This is a genomic window from Vibrio paracholerae (assembly GCF_037672085.1).
Taxonomy (GTDB): domain Bacteria; phylum Pseudomonadota; class Gammaproteobacteria; order Enterobacterales; family Vibrionaceae; genus Vibrio; species Vibrio cholerae.
In genome coordinates this window covers 1,494,458-1,512,275 of the sequence record NZ_JBBHLM010000002.1, presented here as the reverse complement: position 1 = coordinate 1,512,275, position 17,818 = coordinate 1,494,458, and the positions used below count along the sequence as shown (strand labels likewise).

21 protein-coding genes are annotated in these 17,818 nt (G+C 47.1%); 9 read left to right on the top strand and 12 right to left on the bottom strand.

Annotated features, from left to right (window positions below; all coding sequences use genetic code 11):
• Positions 1 to 2 precede the first annotated feature (2 nt).
• The 5 genes from R4537_RS12125 to R4537_RS12105 all read left to right on the top strand — a co-directional run bounded on the left by R4537_RS12125 (position 3) and on the right by R4537_RS12105 (position 3,893).
• On the top strand, positions 3 to 542 hold the full coding sequence (locus R4537_RS12125) for a MotA/TolQ/ExbB proton channel family protein (protein WP_071177965.1): 540 nt from the start codon (positions 3 to 5) through the stop codon (positions 540 to 542).
• The gene (locus R4537_RS12120) at positions 539 to 943 is read left to right on the top strand and encodes an ExbD/TolR family protein (RefSeq protein WP_001236425.1); all 405 of its coding nucleotides are present in this window, start codon (positions 539 to 541) and stop codon (positions 941 to 943) included. Before R4537_RS12125 ends, R4537_RS12120 begins: the two co-directional genes overlap by 4 nt.
• Positions 943 to 1,563, top strand: a complete 621-nt coding sequence (locus tag R4537_RS12115; protein ID WP_000533089.1) for an energy transducer TonB — start codon at positions 943 to 945, stop codon at positions 1,561 to 1,563. The genes R4537_RS12120 and R4537_RS12115 overlap by 1 nt, the downstream gene beginning before the upstream one ends.
• On the top strand, positions 1,560 to 2,738 hold the full coding sequence (locus tag R4537_RS12110) for a tetratricopeptide repeat protein (RefSeq protein ID WP_071177964.1): 1,179 nt from the start codon (positions 1,560 to 1,562) through the stop codon (positions 2,736 to 2,738). Before R4537_RS12115 ends, R4537_RS12110 begins: the two co-directional genes overlap by 4 nt.
• Positions 2,739 to 3,044: 306 nt before the next feature.
• Positions 3,045 to 3,893, top strand: a complete 849-nt coding sequence (locus tag R4537_RS12105) for a DNA ligase (RefSeq protein ID WP_000908487.1) — start codon at positions 3,045 to 3,047, stop codon at positions 3,891 to 3,893.
• A gap of 6 nt (positions 3,894 to 3,899) precedes the next feature.
• Here the strand turns inward: R4537_RS12105 and R4537_RS12100 are convergent, their stop codons facing one another.
• The 4 genes from R4537_RS12100 to R4537_RS12085 form a co-directional block, all read right to left on the bottom strand.
• Positions 3,900 to 4,883, bottom strand: coding sequence for a DUF3080 domain-containing protein (locus tag R4537_RS12100; protein ID WP_071177963.1), 984 nt, complete (start codon positions 4,881 to 4,883; stop codon positions 3,900 to 3,902).
• Positions 4,884 to 5,086: 203 nt separating this feature from the next.
• Entirely contained in the window at positions 5,087 to 6,460 is a 1,374-nt protein-coding gene (vcmA, locus tag R4537_RS12095) for a sodium-coupled multidrug efflux MATE transporter VcmA (protein ID WP_071177962.1), read from the bottom strand.
• Between the two features lie 255 nt (positions 6,461 to 6,715).
• Complete coding sequence (locus R4537_RS12090) at positions 6,716 to 6,919, bottom strand: CPXCG motif-containing cysteine-rich protein (RefSeq protein WP_057644074.1); 204 nt, start codon at positions 6,917 to 6,919, stop codon at positions 6,716 to 6,718.
• A gap of 157 nt (positions 6,920 to 7,076) precedes the next feature.
• Positions 7,077 to 7,943 carry a fructosamine kinase family protein gene (locus R4537_RS12085; protein WP_057644077.1) on the bottom strand — a complete coding sequence of 289 codons (867 nt, stop codon included), beginning with the start codon at positions 7,941 to 7,943 and terminating at the stop codon, positions 7,077 to 7,079.
• Between the two features lie 529 nt (positions 7,944 to 8,472).
• Between R4537_RS12085 and R4537_RS12080 the strand changes: the two genes are divergently transcribed.
• Positions 8,473 to 8,814, top strand: a complete 342-nt coding sequence (locus tag R4537_RS12080; RefSeq protein WP_000259895.1) for a DUF3802 family protein — start codon at positions 8,473 to 8,475, stop codon at positions 8,812 to 8,814.
• 10 nt (positions 8,815 to 8,824) lie between these two features.
• On the opposite strand, the gene R4537_RS12075 is transcribed toward R4537_RS12080, so the two are convergent.
• Positions 8,825 to 9,325 (bottom strand): C40 family peptidase, encoded by a 501-nt coding sequence (locus R4537_RS12075; RefSeq protein ID WP_071177961.1) that lies wholly within the window; start codon positions 9,323 to 9,325, stop codon positions 8,825 to 8,827.
• An 88-nt stretch (positions 9,326 to 9,413) separates the two neighbouring features.
• On the opposite strand from R4537_RS12075, the gene R4537_RS12070 reads away from it, so the two are divergent.
• On the top strand, positions 9,414 to 9,839 hold the full coding sequence (locus tag R4537_RS12070) for a hypothetical protein (RefSeq protein ID WP_071177960.1): 426 nt from the start codon (positions 9,414 to 9,416) through the stop codon (positions 9,837 to 9,839).
• Between the two features lies 1 nt (position 9,840).
• Here the strand turns inward: R4537_RS12070 and R4537_RS12065 are convergent, their stop codons facing one another.
• Positions 9,841 to 10,632: a sterol desaturase family protein gene (locus tag R4537_RS12065; protein ID WP_071177959.1), complete on the bottom strand. Its 792-nt coding sequence runs from the start codon at positions 10,630 to 10,632 to the stop codon at positions 9,841 to 9,843.
• 99 nt (positions 10,633 to 10,731) lie between these two features.
• Between R4537_RS12065 and R4537_RS12060 the strand changes: the two genes are divergently transcribed.
• Together R4537_RS12060 and nagK are read left to right on the top strand one after the other, a co-directional pair.
• Positions 10,732 to 11,469 carry a tRNA-uridine aminocarboxypropyltransferase gene (locus R4537_RS12060; protein ID WP_001925604.1) on the top strand — a complete coding sequence of 246 codons (738 nt, stop codon included), beginning with the start codon at positions 10,732 to 10,734 and terminating at the stop codon, positions 11,467 to 11,469.
• A gap of 163 nt (positions 11,470 to 11,632) precedes the next feature.
• Entirely contained in the window at positions 11,633 to 12,541 is a 909-nt protein-coding gene (gene nagK / locus R4537_RS12055) for an N-acetylglucosamine kinase (protein WP_000291344.1), read from the top strand.
• Between the two features lie 206 nt (positions 12,542 to 12,747).
• On the opposite strand, the gene R4537_RS12050 is transcribed toward nagK, so the two are convergent.
• From R4537_RS12050 to R4537_RS12025, 6 genes are read right to left on the bottom strand one after another with little or no spacing between them, the layout of a single operon-like run.
• Entirely contained in the window at positions 12,748 to 13,023 is a 276-nt protein-coding gene (locus tag R4537_RS12050) for a DUF2960 domain-containing protein (RefSeq protein ID WP_000124577.1), read from the bottom strand.
• A 28-nt stretch (positions 13,024 to 13,051) separates the two neighbouring features.
• Positions 13,052 to 14,872: a bifunctional molybdopterin-guanine dinucleotide biosynthesis adaptor protein MobB/molybdopterin molybdotransferase MoeA gene (locus R4537_RS12045; RefSeq protein WP_071177958.1), complete on the bottom strand. Its 1,821-nt coding sequence runs from the start codon at positions 14,870 to 14,872 to the stop codon at positions 13,052 to 13,054.
• Positions 14,869 to 15,480 carry a molybdenum cofactor guanylyltransferase MobA gene (gene mobA / locus R4537_RS12040; RefSeq protein ID WP_071177957.1) on the bottom strand — a complete coding sequence of 204 codons (612 nt, stop codon included), beginning with the start codon at positions 15,478 to 15,480 and terminating at the stop codon, positions 14,869 to 14,871. Before mobA ends, R4537_RS12045 begins: the two co-directional genes overlap by 4 nt.
• Positions 15,434 to 16,156 carry an energy-coupling factor ABC transporter ATP-binding protein gene (locus R4537_RS12035; protein WP_071177956.1) on the bottom strand — a complete coding sequence of 241 codons (723 nt, stop codon included), beginning with the start codon at positions 16,154 to 16,156 and terminating at the stop codon, positions 15,434 to 15,436. Before R4537_RS12035 ends, mobA begins: the two co-directional genes overlap by 47 nt.
• An 8-nt stretch (positions 16,157 to 16,164) precedes the next feature.
• Positions 16,165 to 16,863: an ABC transporter permease gene (locus R4537_RS12030; protein WP_071177955.1), complete on the bottom strand. Its 699-nt coding sequence runs from the start codon at positions 16,861 to 16,863 to the stop codon at positions 16,165 to 16,167.
• 6 nt (positions 16,864 to 16,869) lie between these two features.
• Entirely contained in the window at positions 16,870 to 17,685 is an 816-nt protein-coding gene (locus R4537_RS12025) for an ABC transporter substrate-binding protein (protein ID WP_071177954.1), read from the bottom strand.
• Positions 17,686 to 17,818: the final 133 nt, after the last annotated feature.

The window sequence follows — 17,818 nt, the reverse complement described above, 5'->3', positions numbered from 1 at the left end:
TGATGAATTCAGCATTCTCTTTCCTACTGGATTACTGGCAACCGCTGGATGAGTTTATGGCTCAAGGCGGCGCTGTGCTCTGGTGGTTAGCGGTGGTTGTTTTACTCTGTTGGCTGTTAGTGATTGAGCGTCTGTTGTTTTTGAGCGTGACGTTTCCTAAACAGCGCCGACATTGGGTTGACCTCTGGTTGCAACGTGTTGATCAACACAGCTGGTTTGCTCGCTCCATTCGTGAACAATGGCTGGGCGAAGCGCACAATGCGCTCAATCAGAATCTCAACTTAATTAAGGTTCTGGTGGCCATTTGTCCTATGCTTGGCTTACTTGGAACCGTCACCGGAATGATTTCCGTGTTTGATGTGATGGCCACACAAGGCAGCAGTGATCCAAAGTTGATGGCTTCGGGCATTTCACTCGCCACCTTACCCACCATGGCGGGCATGGTGGCCGCATTAGCGGGACTCTTCGTCCACGCACGTTTGAGCAAAACCTGTCGTGGACTTGAAATGAAATTAGAACAAGCGTTAAGGAGCCAATCATGAGGCTAGGGCGCAGAACGTCAAAGCAAGAAGAAGCGCAGATCGATCTGACTTCGATGCTCGACATCGTCTTTATCATGTTAATTTTCTTCATTGTGACCAGCTCCTTTGTGCGCGAATCGGGTGTGGAAGTCAATCGCCCGACAGCAGCGCATGCAGTAAGCCAAAAACAGGCTGGGATTTTTGTGGCGATTACCGCGGCCAATGACATCTACATTGATAAGCGTCAGGTAGACGTGGAGCGTGTGCAAGCGACTTTAGAGCATCTGTTGTTAGACCAACCGGATGCTTCCTTAGTGATTCAAGCTGATGAGCATGCCTTTAACGGCACCGTGGTCAAAGTAATGGATGCGGCGAAAGGCGCTGGAGTTAAAAGCATTGCATTAGCGGCGGAGAAACCCTAATGGGACGCTTGATCTTAGCCAGTCCGATTGCGTTGTTAGTGACACTGGCACTGTTTAGCTTGATGGCTTGGATGGTGGATAACGGCGGAAAGAGCATTCCTAAACCGACCGCTGCGCTCAGCTTTACTATGGTCATGGCTGAGCAGGAGCAAGATGTACAACGCAGACAACGTAGTGTACCAGAGCAGCCACAAGTCCCGCAGGTGCCGACACAAGCGCCTGCAAAAGCGGAACAAACGGCGGCACTGGATGTTTCAGACCTCAATCCGGTGATGGACTTAAACCTCAGTACCGCTATGGAAGGGGTCGCCGTTAACGCACCTCAGTTTGGTGATTTCGCGGTTAACCAGCAGGTGATGCCGCTACACAGGGTTGAGCCCAACTATCCAGCGAAAGCTCTGCAACGGGGAGTGGAAGGTTACGTTATCTTGCGTTTTACCATCGATGAGTTGGGAAAAACGCGCGATATCGAAGTGGTGGATGCTAACCCGAAACGCTATTTTGAGCGTGAGGCGATGCTGGCTCTGCGTAACTGGAAATACCAGCCTAAGATAGTGGATGGTCAACCCGTGAGCCAACCAGGACAAACGGTTCGACTGGAGTTTAAACTGAACAAATGAAACGACGAATCTTAAGTTATCTCTTGCTCTCTTGCCTATCCGTGACGACTTACGCCGCGGAGCTGACACCGTACACGGCCAGTAAAGTGGTGAAAGCGAATCAGCTAGCACAAGAGAATAAGGTGAAAGAAGCGATTCAGATCCTAAAACAAGCAGAACTCAGCCGCAGTTATGATCGCGCTTATGTGGCGCGTATGCTTGGGGTGTTTTATTGGCAGAATGAGCAAATCCCTGCGGCGATAGCATCCTTGAAGTTGGCGGTAGAGAGCAACGAGTTACAAGATGATCAAGCGTGGACAACACGCAAAATGTTGGCGGATCTTTTGATAAGCCAACAAGAGTATCGTTCTGCACTCAAACATTACCACACGCTAGCGCAAGCCATTCCCGCCGATCAAAAAGGGGATGAGCTCTGGTTGCGCATTAGTCAGTTGCACTTCCAAATGCAAGAGTGGAAGGCAGTACTGAATGGGCTGCAACAGTATGCTCAGTTCCAAAACAAGGATGCGGTATTGCCACTTTCGTTACAATTAGGCGCACAGCTTAATTTGGAACAGTGGAAGCCGGGAATTCTCACCCTACAACGCTTATTGGTATTGGAGCCACAAAAAACCGAGTGGTGGCGTCAGTTAGTCAGCCTAGAGCTGCGAGTTGGCCAGAAGAAAGAGGCGCTCAGCACACTGGCATTGGCGAAGATGCAAAAAGTGGCACTTAACCAACAAGATTTGCGTTTGCTTGCTCAGCTCTATGCACAAAATGGCATTCCAGAGCGTGCTGCACAAGTGATGGAAAGCCTAGATGAGGCACAGAGCAATCAGCAGCTTATTACTGAGCGAGCCATCTACTGGCAACGCGCGAAAGAGTGGGATAAGGCGATTATCACTTGGCGTTTAGCGGCGAAAAAAGACGCTAAATATCACTGGCATGTTGCACAGTTATTATTGCAAGAAGGTCATTATCAACAAGCATTAGCCGAGCTTGATCAAGTCAAAGAGCCTGATAAACAAGCACAAGTCGCTTTAGCGAAAACGCGTGCGTTGTATAAGCTCAATCAATTTGAGGCCGCATTGGTACAAGCTAAACGAGCAGACAGCCTCCAATCATCAGAGAGCGCCAAACAGTGGATCAAATATTTGTCGCAGCAGCGTCAAACTCAATCCACCCAAGACTCGTAGCGATGTTCTAGAGTTCGATATATACCCTTCCTACTTGAAGTTGCTGCGGTGTTGGCCACGTTGGTTCACCCCAATCACATAGCTTGCCTATGCTCATGGGGACTCACTGACTTGCCGCCTACCTGCAACTCCAAGTCGTTTGGGTATAGAGGCAAAAAACGGGTGATGCAGTCAACTTTGCTATGTAATTCTCTGTTTTCTCAATAACGAGATTTAATGAACTGCTTCGCATCGTGAATGTTTCACTCTTCCACACATCCGTGTCCCTTATGACAATGTTCGCGCATTCTCATTAGGGACGTGACCATGCTGATACGACTGACGCTCACCGCCGCTGCTATTATGCTGACTCAGCAGACGCTAGCCAATGACGGGCCGCTGGCTTTTATTCCAATTACCTACGCCAACAACTACCAACACGGCATTGATATTTTCGATTACTGGAAAAGTGAGAAGCTTGACGGTATCCGCGCGATTTGGACAGGGAAACAACTGGTCACGCGTAACGGCAATCCTATCTCAGCCCCCGCTTGGTTTACCGAGTCGTTACCCTCTTATTCACTCGAAGGTGAATTGTGGGCAGGGCGCGGCAACTTTTCACTGGTACAGCAAACGGTTTTAGATAGCCAACCGACCGAGTCCGCATGGCGCAAAATCAGCTTGATGTTGTTCGATATGCCTGATGCGGCGGGGGATTACAGTAAGCGCTATTACAACCTCATCCATTTGGTGAATAGCCTTGATCTCAAGCACATCCGATATATTGAACACACCCCGATAAAATCTGAGGCGGAACTCCTTTCCTACCTTGATAACATCAATGAGAAGTCGGGAGAGGGGGTAATGCTGCGCAAAATAAATGCTCGCTATCAAGCTGGACGAAGCAACGATTTATTGAAGATGAAAAAGCATCAGGATGCTGAAGCCACTGTGATTGGTTATCGACTCGGGATGGGAAAATACAAAGGTAAAATGGGGTCCATACTTGTGCGTACCTCCGATGGGCTGGAGTTTTATATCGGCAGTGGGTTTAGTGATGTCGAGCGCGCCGAGCCGCCCAAGATTGGTAGTGTTATCACCTACCGTTACAACGGACTCACAACGGAAGGCAAACCAAGGTTTGCCCGTTTTGTTCGGGTCAGAGAAAACTATTGAGGCAAGCTACTGAGCTTGCCCAACCGTAATATGACAACGCGCAAACAGCCACTGCCAATATTGGGCATGCTGCTCAGTCGCAAGACGGAAAGTTTGGTGGCTGGCTTGAATCGGAAACGGTGAGTGAGGTTGCTCAAACAGACCAAGTTGTGCTGATAACTGGTAGTAGGTTCGATCCAGTGCAGCGAGATAAGGTTGTACTTTTTCAACGTATTGGTTTTGAAATACATTGCGTAAGTAGTTGAGTTTGGTCTTATCACGATGAGGCCCACAGACAATCACATCATCATTGTTCTCTAACTGCTCTGTCACCACCTTTAGCCAGACGCTCGCGCGATCCAATGAGAATTTTAGGTTCCCTAATAAGCGTTGTTTTTCTAACACTTCTTGTTGAGCCGCTAATGGTTCAGAAGATATGGGCTGTTCGGAGTTTAGGTGGCGTTGAATATGATTGAGTTGCTCTAATGCCAATAGCAGCTCACTGTGACTCCATTGTTCATCGTACCACTGCGAACCACTAAGTTGAGTACGCATGGTATCACTGGTGTAAAGCAAGTTATTCCAACGCGAAGCCAACTCCTGCTGTTTGATTTTTTGTATATCGAGCAGCTGTGCTTTCAAGGATTGGCTAAGTTGCGGTGAGGTTAAGCAGCCTTGAATGCCATTTAATAAAGCAATCTGGTAATCCCACTCGCGAAATTCGTCCTGCACTTTACCTAAAATCGAATTACGCTCGGCAATCAGCTCAAATAAGCCGCATTGACGCAGTTCGTAACTGTCGAGCAAGCTAATGGTTACGGGGGCTATAGCTATCAACAACTCACGTTTTTCGGGAAGCGATTGAGCGACCATCGCCGGTGGTGATAAGGCCTCGCGCTGCTGAACATTAGCGATACGCGATAAGTAGCGATCAAAATCCGCGTCGATAGCTAGACGTGGTTCGCATCCAGTAAGCAGCAGAAGTGCAGCCAATACAACGCTTAAACGCATAATTTCCTCTCAATGGGTCCTTTTACTTTTCCCTTCATAATCGAAACTGCAGCTTGAAGTAGGTAGGGGATAATTTGTCAGTCACAGACTGTCTACCTATAACGCCAAGTTCTTTAGATATACGTAATACTGCGTTTATGGTTCTTCTTAATCAATAAAAAGGCCAGCATAGATTGGCTGGCCTTGATGGGATTTTCTATCGATTATTTTGCTGCAAGGTGTAACTGTACGTCATCACTCTGTTTTTGCAGCCAGTACAAACGCTGTCCTAGCATCAGTGCGGCCGCCGAGAGGCCGATGATAAATCCGATCCAGAAACCTTTAGCACCTAATGGTTGCTCCGTCAGCCAGTTGGTCATACCTAGGATATAACCTGTGGGTAAGCCAAGTACCCAGTAGGAGATAAATGTACGGTGGAAAATCGCTGTCATATCTTTATAGCCACGCAGTGATCCTGCGGCGACAACTTGTACTGCATCCATACATTGATAGATTGCCGCAAACAGTAAGAGCTGCATCGCCAACGCCACCACCACTTGGTTTCCGGTATACAGTAGCGCGATCTGTTCACGAAACAACACAGTAAGCAATGCAGTAATACACGCAGTGGCAAGACCAGTCATTAAACCCACATTGGCTGCAATTGCAGCGCCTTTCGTGTCTTGCTCGCCTAACTTATGGCCAACACGAATGGAGACCGCGGCACCAATACTCATGGGGAACATAAACACCAAAGAAGAGAAATTGAGCGCCACTTGATGCGCAGCCACAACAGTTGACCCTAACGGTGCTACTAAAAGTGCGACCACAGCAAAAAGAGTCACTTCAAAAAAGAGGGCGGCTGCAACAGGAAAACCTAAGCGAAATAGACGTATCAACTCTTTTGGCTGTGGTTTATGGAAAGTCTCAAACACTTTTACATGTGCCAGACGCTTAGACGTCACGATGTAAAACAATAGCAGCAGCAACATGATCCAATAAACAATCGCGGTTGCAACGCCACAACCCACACCGCCTAGCTCTGGTGCGCCAAATTTCCCGTAAACGAAAATCCAGTTGAGAGGAATATTGAGCAACAAACCAATAAAACCAATCACCATCGCAGGTTTGGTCAGTGACATACCATCGGTAAAACTGCGCAGTGCCTGAAACAGTAAGTAAGCGGGTACCGCAAAAATCACGGCGTGCATATAACCGACGGTTTTGGTCGCCATTACCTCTTCTACATCCATAAACCGAATAATGAATTGGGTTTGAAAGAGTACTGCAATAATCGGGATCGAAACCAATAACGCGAGGATCAAGCCTTGATGCACTTCAAACGGAATCTTGTGTTGGCGACCCGCGCCATTAAGCTGGGCAACGACAGGCACTAAAGCCATTAGAAGTCCCACGCCAAACAAAATGGAAGGTAGCCAAATACTGGCTGCGATCGATACCGCAGCCATATCTATCGCACTGACACCGCCAGCCATAATCGTATCGACAAAGCCCATACCCGTTTGCGCGACTGAGGCAATCAGTACGGGTGTCGCGAGTTTAATTAAATTTGATGCTTCTTTTTTATAACGATGCACAGAGTTCTCCAAAGGGGGACAAGCAAAGAGGAGCCTAAACAGTGAGTCGCGGGATACTCAACTTATGGCAATGGATGGCATGATAATGAAATGTCGCATTAAGCTCCATGAAAAACTGATTTAAATCACAGATTGTCGGGGGATTGATGATAAGACGATGAGGACTAGAGTAGGGGCTTTTGGTTTTAAGTAGTTTGGGTATACAAGCTTGTAAAAAGAGCGCCACGATGGGCGCTCTATACAAAATCGGATCCATTAGAATATTTGTTCATCGTCTGCATCGACATACAGTTCAATAGTATCGTGTAGCTCATCAACCATCATATTGAGATGGATTGCATGACAGCAGGCCGGGCAGTCATCATAAAACTCCTGACTTCCGTTAGAAGCATCTAAAGTCAGACGAATACCATGACCACAATGTGGGCAAACTACAGACTTTTCCGTGAAGTTTCTCATATCTCTCTTCCTTACGTCCTTTGAGATACAGTAATACTAAGCAGGGAAGTTTCTTAAAGAGTAAAATTAAGTCTAAAGTTTGAAGGTCAACATAAAATCAACAATTAAGTTTGTCAGCAATGATCCAAGAAAAATCAATGATTAACAGTTAAATCATTCAGTAAGACAATATCTTCTCAATCAATTTCTGTGCCTCATCCAAATAATGCCCACCAAACTGGTTATAGTGGTTTAGTACATGATAAAGGTTATAGATATCTTTTCGTTCTTGATATCCCCATTCGAGTGGCCATACGCTTTCATAGCCTTGGAAGAACTCCGGTTGAAAGCCACCAAACCATTCTGCAAGAGCAATATCACATTCTCGATCTCCCCAATAACAAGCAGGATCAAAGCATAAAGGTCCATTAACGGTGTTGGCAACATTGCCAAACCAGAGATCGCCATGCAGTAAAGAAGGGCGCGGAGAGTGGTTGGCCAAACGAGTTTTGACCATCTCAACAAACTCATTGATGTTGGTGAGGTTGACCCCTTTTTCTTGCATTAGCTGTAGCTGCCAACCGATACGCTGCTCTGCAAAAAATAACGCCCACTTTTTGTGCCAAGGATTAGGTTGAACTGTCGTTCCGATGTAATTATCAAGATCGAAACCGAACTCTTTTTGCTCTCCCCAACGATGTAGGTTGGCCAGTTGTACTCCAAACTCGTAACTTCGCTCTGCATCATCTAGCGGCTTAGTGACTAAATAGTTAAGTACCAGATAAGCATGCGTTTTGCTCGTACCGTGTAAAATGTATTCAGGGACTTGAACGGTGTTGGACTCGCGCATCACACGTAGGTTTTCTACTTCGGCGGTAAATTTGGTCAGATACTCGCGTTGGTTCGTTTTCACAAAATAGCGATCTATTCCATCGCTCACCATAAAGCATTCATTAATGTCACCTCCATGCACTTTTTCTTTTTCAACTAGGTGAAAATCTTTGCCCAATTGCTCGGACAATTGTTGAATAATTGCTGGCCACATAATTAAAGCTCTCGGTTATTTATCTGCTTACTGGCTATCTCTTCCTACTTGAATCTGCAGCAGTGTCGGCTACGTTCGTTCACACCAATCACAGTGTTTATCTATGCACATGGGGATGAACTCACTTGCCGCCTACCTGCAACTCCAAGTAGTTTGGGTATAGTTTATGCCAAGATCACCAATATGAAAGTTTATGAGTGCACATAAATCTAACTTGAGTAAAAATTGCAGAAGTAGAAACATCTAAGTGTGATTTAACTCATAAAATCATTATGTTTACTCCCATAGTATCGTGCGCAGTGTGCGTCATGAGATGGCACTGCAAACAATTTTTCAAATAATGAGCTAAAACTCATCTCAGCCAGTCAGTTTTAGCTCATAATTAAGTAGTGCTAGGCGAATTAGTCGGACTCTTGGTGGAAAGTGCAGCAACTAGCATTTGCCATCTGTGAAAATGGCTATTCATGTCTTAGTATTAAACAAGATACAAACTAACTGGCGAACAGCAGCAGTAAAGCGGAGAAAGAATGTGGTTGTAGAAACCGATGGATATCTGGCCCTGATTGAGCATCTATCATTCAATATGGATGTTTTCACTCAGGAAGGGGATACGGGAACTGAAAGTGTTGAAGATGTCATCACAGATATGGTGGCAAGCAACATCATGTCTATTTTTGAACAAAACCCTGAGCTTCATTCTAGTGTTCGCTTCCAATTACTGAAAGAAGCCGATTCGGTGGTCGAAGACTTAGGCGAAGTGCTCGCGGGGGTTTGGTATCGCCCAGCGACTAACGAGCAGATCGCCTTCTTGGATGAATACATAGCTTTAGTGAAAAACCTGTTTGACTCTGCCGTTGCGAAATACGACTAATCCCCATTGACTAGTTTGATAACAAAGGCGGATTCTCAATCCGCCTAAAATGCCAAAATTTTGAAGCCCAGTAAGGGTTATCAATTCTCGAAATGATCACGCCTTTCGACGTTGAAGCGTGCATAAACTGCTTATTGCCCAAATAGACACCGACATGAATATTGGTGCGAGATGTCTTAAAAAATACCAAATCTCCGTATTGAGCGTGTTCATACGCGATCTTTTGACCTGTTTGGGCTTGAGATTGGGTGGTGCGCGGTAAATCTCTTTGCCATGCATCTCGATAAGCGACTTGTACAAAGGCTGAGCAATCAATGCCGTTTTTATTATTTCCGCCTAATCGATAGGGTACACCGCGCCACTCTGTGAATACGTTCGAAAAATTCGCCAATGGCAGGTTGTTTGAATTAGGCTCAGATACAGAGGTATCAGGCTCTGAAGAGGGATTGGTTGAGCACCCTACAAGGAATCCTAAAAGAAGCAGAGAAAACGTTTGCTTAACCGTCAACATGAGTCACCTTATTGACAAAAAAATGAAATAAAACTGCAACAGCCACTACCTACCATGGCGTTGACTCTCAAACTTAAGACGCACTTACATGGCTTTGACAAAAAATTTATCCTTAACCCAAACACTCGGTGCAGTGTTTCTATGCATAACCATACTGATGATTAGCTTATCTGTCACCAGTTTACGTGGCATAGAGCGGGTTGGCGCTCAGTTTAATCAACTGTCTGAGCAAGCTTTGCCCTTTGCGCTGAATAATGCAGCGTTAACGCAAAATTTTCTCGAACAAGTGAAGTACTTGGGTTATGGCACTCGTAGCCAATCTGAGCAAGAGCTCAATCAAGCGACCGAAGAACAAAAACGAGCCACGGCAGATGTAAACAAAGCGGTAGCGCAAATTTCCGAACAAGGGCAAGAAACCAAACGTCAGTTGGATGCCATGTTGGAAAGCGCTGAACAAGTCGCAGAGATTGCCGGCCATCAACAAGCGATGTTGCATAAGTATGAGTTGAACTGATTTAACGTTCGCGAAACGGTTGAGTCAGCATTTTATCCAGCCACTGTTCTCGTGCTTGACGAAACAGTGACAAGCCAATCTTCATTCGCTCATGGCCCATTTCTGGCTGCGCAATATAGGTGTGAAACATCTTGTCCCATATCGAAAGAAAAAAGCCGAAGTTGGAGTGGGTCTCGTGCACTAAAACGGAGTGGTGGACTCGGTGCATGTCCGGCGTTACGACCAGTAAACGCAGCCACTGGTCGATTTTATAGGGCAGCTTAGCATTGCTGTGATTAAACATAGCGCTGGCATTGAGCAAAATTTCAAACACCACGACGGCCAGAGGTGATGCGCCCAATAACGTCACTGCACCGATTTTTATCCACGCAGAAATCATTATTTCGAGCGGATGAAAGCGACTGCCAGTGGTGACATCAATATCTTGATCCGCATGGTGCATGCGGTGTAGCCGCCACAACAAAGGAATACGGTGAAACAACAGGTGCTGCCAATAAATCACCGCATCCAGTAATACCACCGCAACGAAGAGCGCGATGAAAGGTGGGATCTCCAACCAATACAGCAAGCCAAACTGTTGGCTTTGCGCCCATTGCGCGGCACTGAAGGCTAAAATTGGCATCAGCGCGGTGATCAAAAGACTATTAAAGCCAACCAATCCGAGGTTATTCAGCCAGCGAACCCGCTTACTTTGCGACAAGGTTTTGCGTGGACGATTCGATTCCCATAAGGCACAAATCACTAATACAGAGAAAAAAATCGCTAAGCGGATCAGCTCAATTTGTTCACTCATTGGGTTCTCCTAGATTTAGGCCACGTCGAGAATCTTTACTGGCGTAAAAGCCCTGTGGTCAGTAAAATCGCAGCCATTTTTCCGCCAGTAGTCCGAGCCATGAGAATTCACGCTTTCCATCACTTATATCAATATCGCCTAGAACGTTCAACCAAGCCATTTTTGGCGCGGGGTGGCAAGATTAAACGCTGCTTGTACTGTCTGGTTGAGTTGACGCACTGCTTGTGTGCCCATCAGCCCGATATTGAAAGCCAAGTGGCGGTACTGCTGATCGTCTCTGAAAACGAAGTATTTAAACCAAGCAACACTGGGCGCTTAATTGCAGACACGGTGAAAGAGACCCATGTATATCAATGGAGTCGTACTGAGCCAAACCCAGAGATGCTCGCGTTACTCTGCAACCCTGCCTATTATCCGGTGCTGATTTTCCCAGCGGAAACGGAAGAGGATAAAACTCGCGTGTTAAGCCCAATCCCGACTGAGTTTGCAGGTAAAAAACCGCTGTTGGTCCTGATTGATGGTAGTTGGCGTGAAGCAAAACGTATATTCCGTAGATCGCCATATCTAGCCAAATTACCTTTGGTATCGGTGGAGCCAGAACGCTTATCGCAATACATGATGCGTAAATCGGAAAACGAACAGCACTTAGCTACCGCAGAAGTGGCTAGCTTAGTTTTGGACATGTTCGGTGATCGACACTCAGCAAGTACGTTATCGCTGTGGTTCGAAGCATTTAAAGAAACTTACCTGACTTGCAAATCGCGCAATAAACCGAGTATTGCTAAACCCGCATTGCAACGCTGGATAGCGCATCAACAAAACGCGAACTGCCTCTAAACTTGGATAGGGTTTTGGTCGCTTATTGCGCAATCGATGTCATTGGCCAGATAAATACGTGTTTTGTCACGGACTATAGACACCGCCTTGTGGATAATACGCCTCACTTTTGTGTTTTTATTTTTTCCCCAAGGCTGGGATAGGAAATTGAGGAGAGAAGGCCATGTATTACGGCTTTGATGTGGGCGGAACCAAAATTGAATTTGGAGCGTTCAATGCACAGTTAGAGCGCGTTGCCACGGAACGCGTCGCGACACCAACCGATGACTATGCCAAATTGGTGGAGACTATCGCAGGGTTAGTGCATAAATACGATGCGCAATTTGGCGTCGAAGGTACGGTTGGTCTGGGTATTCCGGGCATGGAAGATGCCGATAATGGCTGCGTATTGACCGTTAACGTGCCTGCAGCCAAAGGTAAACCGCTGCGTGCCGATCTGGAAGCAAAACTCGGCCGCGCAGTGAAAGTGGAAAATGATGCGAACTGTTTTGCGCTCTCTGAAGCTTGGGATGATGAGCTAAAAGAAGCGGCTTCGGTGATGGGCTTGATTCTAGGTACCGGTTTTGGTGGCGGACTGGTCTACGAGGGTAAAGTGTTCTCAGGTCGTAACCACGTAGCGGGTGAAATTGGTCACATGCGCTTACCGATTGATGCCTGGTTCCATCTTGGTGAAAAAGCGCCATTACTGGGCTGTGGCTGCGGCAATAAAGGTTGTATGGACAACTATCTCTCTGGTCGTGGCTTTGAGCTGTTGTACGAGCACTATTACGGCGAAAAGAAAAAAGCGATTGAGATCATCACAGCACAGAAAGAGGGTGAAGCCAAAGCAGTTGAGCACGTTGAGCGCTTTATGGAACTGCTGGCGATCTGTTTCGCCAATATTTTTACTGCCAACGATCCACATGTGGTGGTGTTAGGCGGTGGATTATCAAACTACGATCTGATTTATGAAGAGATGCCAAAGCGGGTGCCCAAGCATCTGCTCTCTGTTGCGAAATGCCCGAAAATCGTTAAAGCCAAACATGGCGACTCCGGCGGCGTGCGCGGAGCGGCTTTCCTCAACATTAGATAAGTTGAAGGTAAACAGAATAAATTAAGGGCTTGCACTGCAAGCCCTTTTCCTTTTCCTACTTAAAGTTGCAGCGGTGTTGGCTGCGTTCATTCACCCCAATCACATTGTTTGTCTATGCTGATGGGGATTCACTCGCTTGCCGACTACCTGCAACTCCAAGTCGTTTGGGTCTTGGTATTTTAAAATTACCGCTAAAGCATATTGGCTTAGCGAGTCGTTTTTGGTTTTTTACCTACACCAAGATTCTCTTTCGGCTGTAGCGTGATGATGCCAAAACCGAGCTTTTTAAAGTGGTTATCACGGAAGTTGCGTACCGATTTGGTATCTGAAATCGCTTCCAGTTGCATCTCCATCTTCAGAAATTCGGTCAAATCAATGCCTTCCGCTTCGGCTACCGCTTCATGAATGTTGTGATGTTTTTCGTATGAGAAAGTCAGCGTTTTCTCTTGGTTTTTGTAGGTGTAGATGATGGTACGAGCCATGTTTCTCTCTCAACGCTAAATAAACGGGCTAGATTCTGCCTTGAAGTGGGATGATTGTCACGCTTTCACCGACTTTTACCGTATCAATCGCCGGAGCAATTTCAATTAAGCAGTTGGCTTCACTCATTGAGCGCAAAATCCCCGAACCTTGTTTGCCCGTGGTACGTACTGTCAGTTGTCCTTGCGTATTAAAAGCGTAAACCCCACGGCTGAACTCAGTTCTGCCTTGGCGAGAGCGAAGATCTTCCAACGCAATCGCATTGACTTTCAGTGGTTGCCAACCTTGTTCACCTTGCATTTTACGCAGGGCAGGTTCCACAAAATTGATGAAAGAAACCATTACCGCGACAGGGTTGCCCGGTAGCCCGAAGAAAGGTTTTCCTGCAATCTGACCAAACGCCAGTGGGCGGCCCGGACGCATATTGATCCGCCAAAAATCAATGTGCCCCAGTTTTTCTAGCGCGGATTTGATGAAATCGGCATCGCCTACAGAAACACCACCGGAAGTGATCATCACATCGGCTTGTTTTGCCGCTTGCTCAAGCACTTGCATCATTTTGGCTTCGTCATCTTCAATGATGCCAAGGTCGATCACTTGGCAACCGAGCTGCTTGAGTAACCCCGTCAGAGTAAAGCGGTTGGAATCAAAAATTGAGTTGGGCTCAATGTCACCGCCCGGCGCTTGTACCTCATCACCGGTCGAGAAAATTGCGACTTTAAGCGAGTGAAATACGTCCGCGTGCGCGAAACCCAGTGACGCCAACATGCCCATTTCTGGAGAAAGCAAACGCTGGCCAGAGTGAAACACAGCTTGGCCTTGCGCCAAGTCTTCACCTGCTTGGCGCACGTTTTGTCCTGCTTTGATTTTGACACCAGTAAAACTGACCAGTTCGCCGTTTTGCATGGCTTGCTCACGCATTACTACTGTATCGGCACCGAGTGGCATGGGCGCGCCAGTCATAATCTTCACCGCTTCGCCGAGTTCAACCGTTTTCGGATAATGACTGCCGGCGAGCACTTCCGCCACTACACGGTAGCTATCGCGTTCAAGATCATCACTGCGCAGCGCATAACCATCCATCGCTGAGTTGCGATAGGCGGGTACATTGATCGGAGAGGAAACTTCACGCGCCAAAACTCGTTGGTAGCACTCTTGAATCGCGACCGATTCTGTCTCTGCCAAAGGTGAGATGAGCGAGAGGATCTTCTCGCGGCCTTGCTCTACTGAAAGAAAAGCAGGGGATAAAGTGTCGCAGCATGCCGCGGCACTGTTTTTTGAATCTGACACTGTGTGTGGTTGAATCTGCTGCGCGCGCCACTTATTGACATAATCCAAAACGAAATCAGCGATCGCATCGAGATCATTAATGTGCATTTGCGGCAGATCCGTTTCGACCATCTCATCCGCAGCAATCGCCATGATGTTTTCATCGTGAGGGTAAAGCCAAGGCTTACCGACTTCCGCGCGGTGCAGTTCAATTTTTGGAAAAGCGATATTTTTACAGCCTTCAACCAAAATCACATCGAGCTTTTCAGCATCAAATCGAGTCAGCAGATAATCAAACTTCGCTTCAGCATCGGGGGTTTCGGTCATCAGCGCATGACGGTTACGCGACGCAATCAGCATTTGAGACGCTCCCGCTTTACGTAAGCGATAACTGTCTTTGCCTGGCTTATCGACATCAAAATCGTGGTGCGCATGTTTCAGTAGGCCAATGCGCAAACCAGCCGCCGTCAGCTTAGGCAGCAGGGCTTCTAGTAACGTGGTTTTTCCGGTGCCAGAATAGGCGGCGAAACCGAGTAATGGCAGGTTAGGGCGTTGAGGATTCTGGTGTGCAGAAGCAATCATGGATGTAACGCTCCAAATTGCGCCAACTCTTGTGGCGTATTCAAATTAAAAAAGCAGCTCGGTGCATCGCTAAAATCGACGTAAGAAGTATGGCATTCATCGTAAAGCAAGATGATTTTGCGATCGCCGCGGGCTAAAAAGGCGCTGAGTTTGGGGAGCACGCGTTTATGAAATAGGGTAAACACAGGTTGCTGATGCTGGCCATCATGGGCCACTAAGATATCGCTCTCGGGTTTGACAGCCTGACAGAAACGGGCAACCAAATCATCGCAAATTAACGGGCTATCACAAGGGACAAAGCCGACCCAATCGGTCGGAGCATGACTTAAACCAGCATGAATGCCGCCTAAAGGTCCCGGATAATCAGGAAACTCATCACTGATCACCGGCGCAAATTGTTGGTATTGGCCTTGGTTGCGATTGGCGTTGATGAGCAACGTCGGCGTTTGTGGGGCCAACTTATCGATCACATGTTGAATCAGGGGCTGACCATTCAACTGGATCAGGCCTTTGTCTTGTCCTCCCATGCGGCTGGCTTGTCCGCCAGCCAGAATCACCCAGCTAGTGTCGGAAGCTTGAAGAATGGGAAGTGTTTGCGTGGTTATCATTGTTTTCTTTCACAATTTGCAGCAAAGGCGACTCAATGAGTTGACGATCTTTAATCCACCATTGTTTTTTACACAGCGCCGTGAGGGCGTTGGTTTGGTGGCTAGTGATGACAAGACTGGAGCCGCGCTCTAATAAATCTCGCGCCATTATAACCAATCTCTCGATAGATTCTTGATCCAATGACGCACTCGGCTCATCCATCAACAAAATAGAAGGTTTGAGGATCCACGCTCGCGCCATCGCCACGCGCTGTTTTTCTCCGCCGGAAAGCACAGAAATATGCTCATCGGCTAGCGTTTCTAGCCCGACCATACGCAAGGCCGTGATCACTTGCGCACGTTTTTCATGCGCAGATAACCCACTGAAACGAATGCCGTACAGCACATTTTGGTAAACCGTGTCATCAAACAGATAGGGGCTTTGATGAAGATAGACAACTTCAGACGTCGCAGAGGTCAAAAACAGACGCTGCCACCAAGGTTTACGGCCAAGCACTCTACCATTGCTCGGCTCTAACAAGCCCGCGAGAATTTTCAATAAGGTGGTTTTACCCACACCATTGTCGCCTTTAAGGTAAATGGCATCATTAGGGCCAATAGAGATCTCTGGAATATGAAATAACACGCGATCTTTAAAACGCATGGAAAGCTGCTGTGCGGTAAGTTTGATCGTCATGATTGGCCTCATGTCCTTAAATAGCCTTTGCCCCGTAGGGAAGAGAGCAGAAAGTTTAGCCCTAGCGCTAAGGCAAGCAGCACCATACCCAGCGCCACACCCTGCGCAAAAGCGCCTTTATTGCTTTCCAATGAAATGGCCGTTGGGATATTGCGGGTCAAGCCCATGATATTGCCACCGACCATCATTGAGCAGCCGACTTCGGTCACGATACGGGAAAAACCGGCGATGGTGGCGGCCATTAAAGGAAAGCGCGCTTCCCAGACTAAGGTTGCAAAGAGCCTAGGTACGGTAGCTCCTAGGGTCATCGAGGTTTCTAGCGAGCGGCGATCGGTGGATTGTAACGCGCCATGCATCATGGCAACCAGAATCGGAAAACAGATCAGTGCTTGGCCTAAAATCATGGCTTGCTGAGTAAACAGCATCTGCCAATCACCCAGCGGGCCTGCGCGTGAGAGCAACATATACAACAACAAGCCGATCACCACAGTCGGAACCGCTTGCAAGGTATTGATCAGCGACAGCAGAGTCCATTTACCGCGAAAGTTGGTGTACGCCAGCACAAAAGAGAGCACCACAGAGGGGATGAGCACCAGAGCAATGGCCGTTAGCGAAACACTAAAGGAGACCGCGACGATCTCCCATAGCTTAGGATCTAGACTCACCAACAGATGCAACGCATCTAGGGTTGTTTGCCAAAGACTCATCGAGGATTACTGCTTGTCCGCATTGGCGACAAAGAGTTGTTGACCATTGACTTTAAACTCGTTAATCAACTGCTGGCCTTTAGGGTTCACCAGCCAATCACTAAACACTTTAGCTGCTTGATATTGGGTGGTTGGGTAACGCTCAGGATTGACAATAATCACTTGGTAAGGGTTAAACAGTTGCTCATCACCTTCAAACAGAATCTTGAGAGCCAACTTATTGTTGTAAGCTAGCCAAGTCCCGCGGTCGGTCAGGGTATAAGCCTGCATTTCTGATGCCATATTCAGTGTTGGACCCATGCCTTGACCAATAGAACGGTAGCCACCGAAATTCGGTTCAATCTTGTTTTGTGACCAAATGCCGAGCTCTTTCTTGTGTGTGCCGGAATCATCACCACGTGAGATAAATACAGCGCCACTTTTAGCAATATTTTCAAATACTTTTGCGATGTTCTTTTCATCAGCAATTTTAGCCGGATCACTTTCTGGGCCAACCACCACAAAGTCGTTGTACATCAGTTTACGTGGTAGAACACCGAAAGCCGCTTCTACAAAACTGGCTTCAGCATCCGGTGCATGGGTCATCACCAAATCTACATCGCCGTTTTCGCCCATTTTCAGCGCTTTACCTGTACCTGTTGCGATCACATCCACTTTATAACCCGTATCTTGCTCAAACCTTGGTAACAGGTAGTCGAGCAGTCCTGAATCATTGGTACTGGTGGTGGTCGCAAGACGAATACGAGTGTCATCGGCACTGGAAGCAGAGTAACTGACTAAAATGAGCGAAGCTGCCGCGAGGGTGAAGGCTGTTTTTTTCATTATGAATTCCATGACGGTACGTTGGAGGTTAAGTCAGCAAGATATATCGCTTAATAAACTGATATTACAGAATAAAATCAATTGCTGATGAGTTTATACGAAACAGAGGTATAGCAAATGGGATGCCAACATC

Coding starts and splice junctions, on each gene's coding strand:
- R4537_RS12115 (WP_000533089.1), top strand. CDS start 943: ATGGGACGCTTGATCTTAGCCAGTCCGATTGCGTTGTTAGTGACACTG.
- mobA (WP_071177957.1), bottom strand. CDS start 15,480: ATGATAACCACGCAAACACTTCCCATTCTTCAAGCTTCCGACACTAGC.
- R4537_RS12105 (WP_000908487.1), top strand. CDS start 3,045: ATGCTGATACGACTGACGCTCACCGCCGCTGCTATTATGCTGACTCAG.
- R4537_RS12050 (WP_000124577.1), bottom strand. CDS start 13,023: ATGGCTCGTACCATCATCTACACCTACAAAAACCAAGAGAAAACGCTG.
- R4537_RS12030 (WP_071177955.1), bottom strand. CDS start 16,863: ATGAGTCTTTGGCAAACAACCCTAGATGCGTTGCATCTGTTGGTGAGT.
- R4537_RS12090 (WP_057644074.1), bottom strand. CDS start 6,919: ATGAGAAACTTCACGGAAAAGTCTGTAGTTTGCCCACATTGTGGTCAT.
- R4537_RS12120 (WP_001236425.1), top strand. CDS start 539: ATGAGGCTAGGGCGCAGAACGTCAAAGCAAGAAGAAGCGCAGATCGAT.
- nagK (WP_000291344.1), top strand. CDS start 11,633: ATGTATTACGGCTTTGATGTGGGCGGAACCAAAATTGAATTTGGAGCG.
- R4537_RS12045 (WP_071177958.1), bottom strand. CDS start 14,872: ATGATTGCTTCTGCACACCAGAATCCTCAACGCCCTAACCTGCCATTA.
- R4537_RS12070 (WP_071177960.1), top strand. CDS start 9,414: ATGGCTTTGACAAAAAATTTATCCTTAACCCAAACACTCGGTGCAGTG.
- R4537_RS12085 (WP_057644077.1), bottom strand. CDS start 7,943: ATGTGGCCAGCAATTATTCAACAATTGTCCGAGCAATTGGGCAAAGAT.
- R4537_RS12060 (WP_001925604.1), top strand. CDS start 10,732: ATGAGAATTCACGCTTTCCATCACTTATATCAATATCGCCTAGAACGT.
- R4537_RS12035 (WP_071177956.1), bottom strand. CDS start 16,156: ATGACGATCAAACTTACCGCACAGCAGCTTTCCATGCGTTTTAAAGAT.
- R4537_RS12110 (WP_071177964.1), top strand. CDS start 1,560: ATGAAACGACGAATCTTAAGTTATCTCTTGCTCTCTTGCCTATCCGTG.
- R4537_RS12100 (WP_071177963.1), bottom strand. CDS start 4,883: ATGCGTTTAAGCGTTGTATTGGCTGCACTTCTGCTGCTTACTGGATGC.
- R4537_RS12075 (WP_071177961.1), bottom strand. CDS start 9,325: ATGTTGACGGTTAAGCAAACGTTTTCTCTGCTTCTTTTAGGATTCCTT.
- R4537_RS12125 (WP_071177965.1), top strand. CDS start 3: ATGAATTCAGCATTCTCTTTCCTACTGGATTACTGGCAACCGCTGGAT.
- R4537_RS12025 (WP_071177954.1), bottom strand. CDS start 17,685: ATGAAAAAAACAGCCTTCACCCTCGCGGCAGCTTCGCTCATTTTAGTC.
- R4537_RS12065 (WP_071177959.1), bottom strand. CDS start 10,632: ATGAGTGAACAAATTGAGCTGATCCGCTTAGCGATTTTTTTCTCTGTA.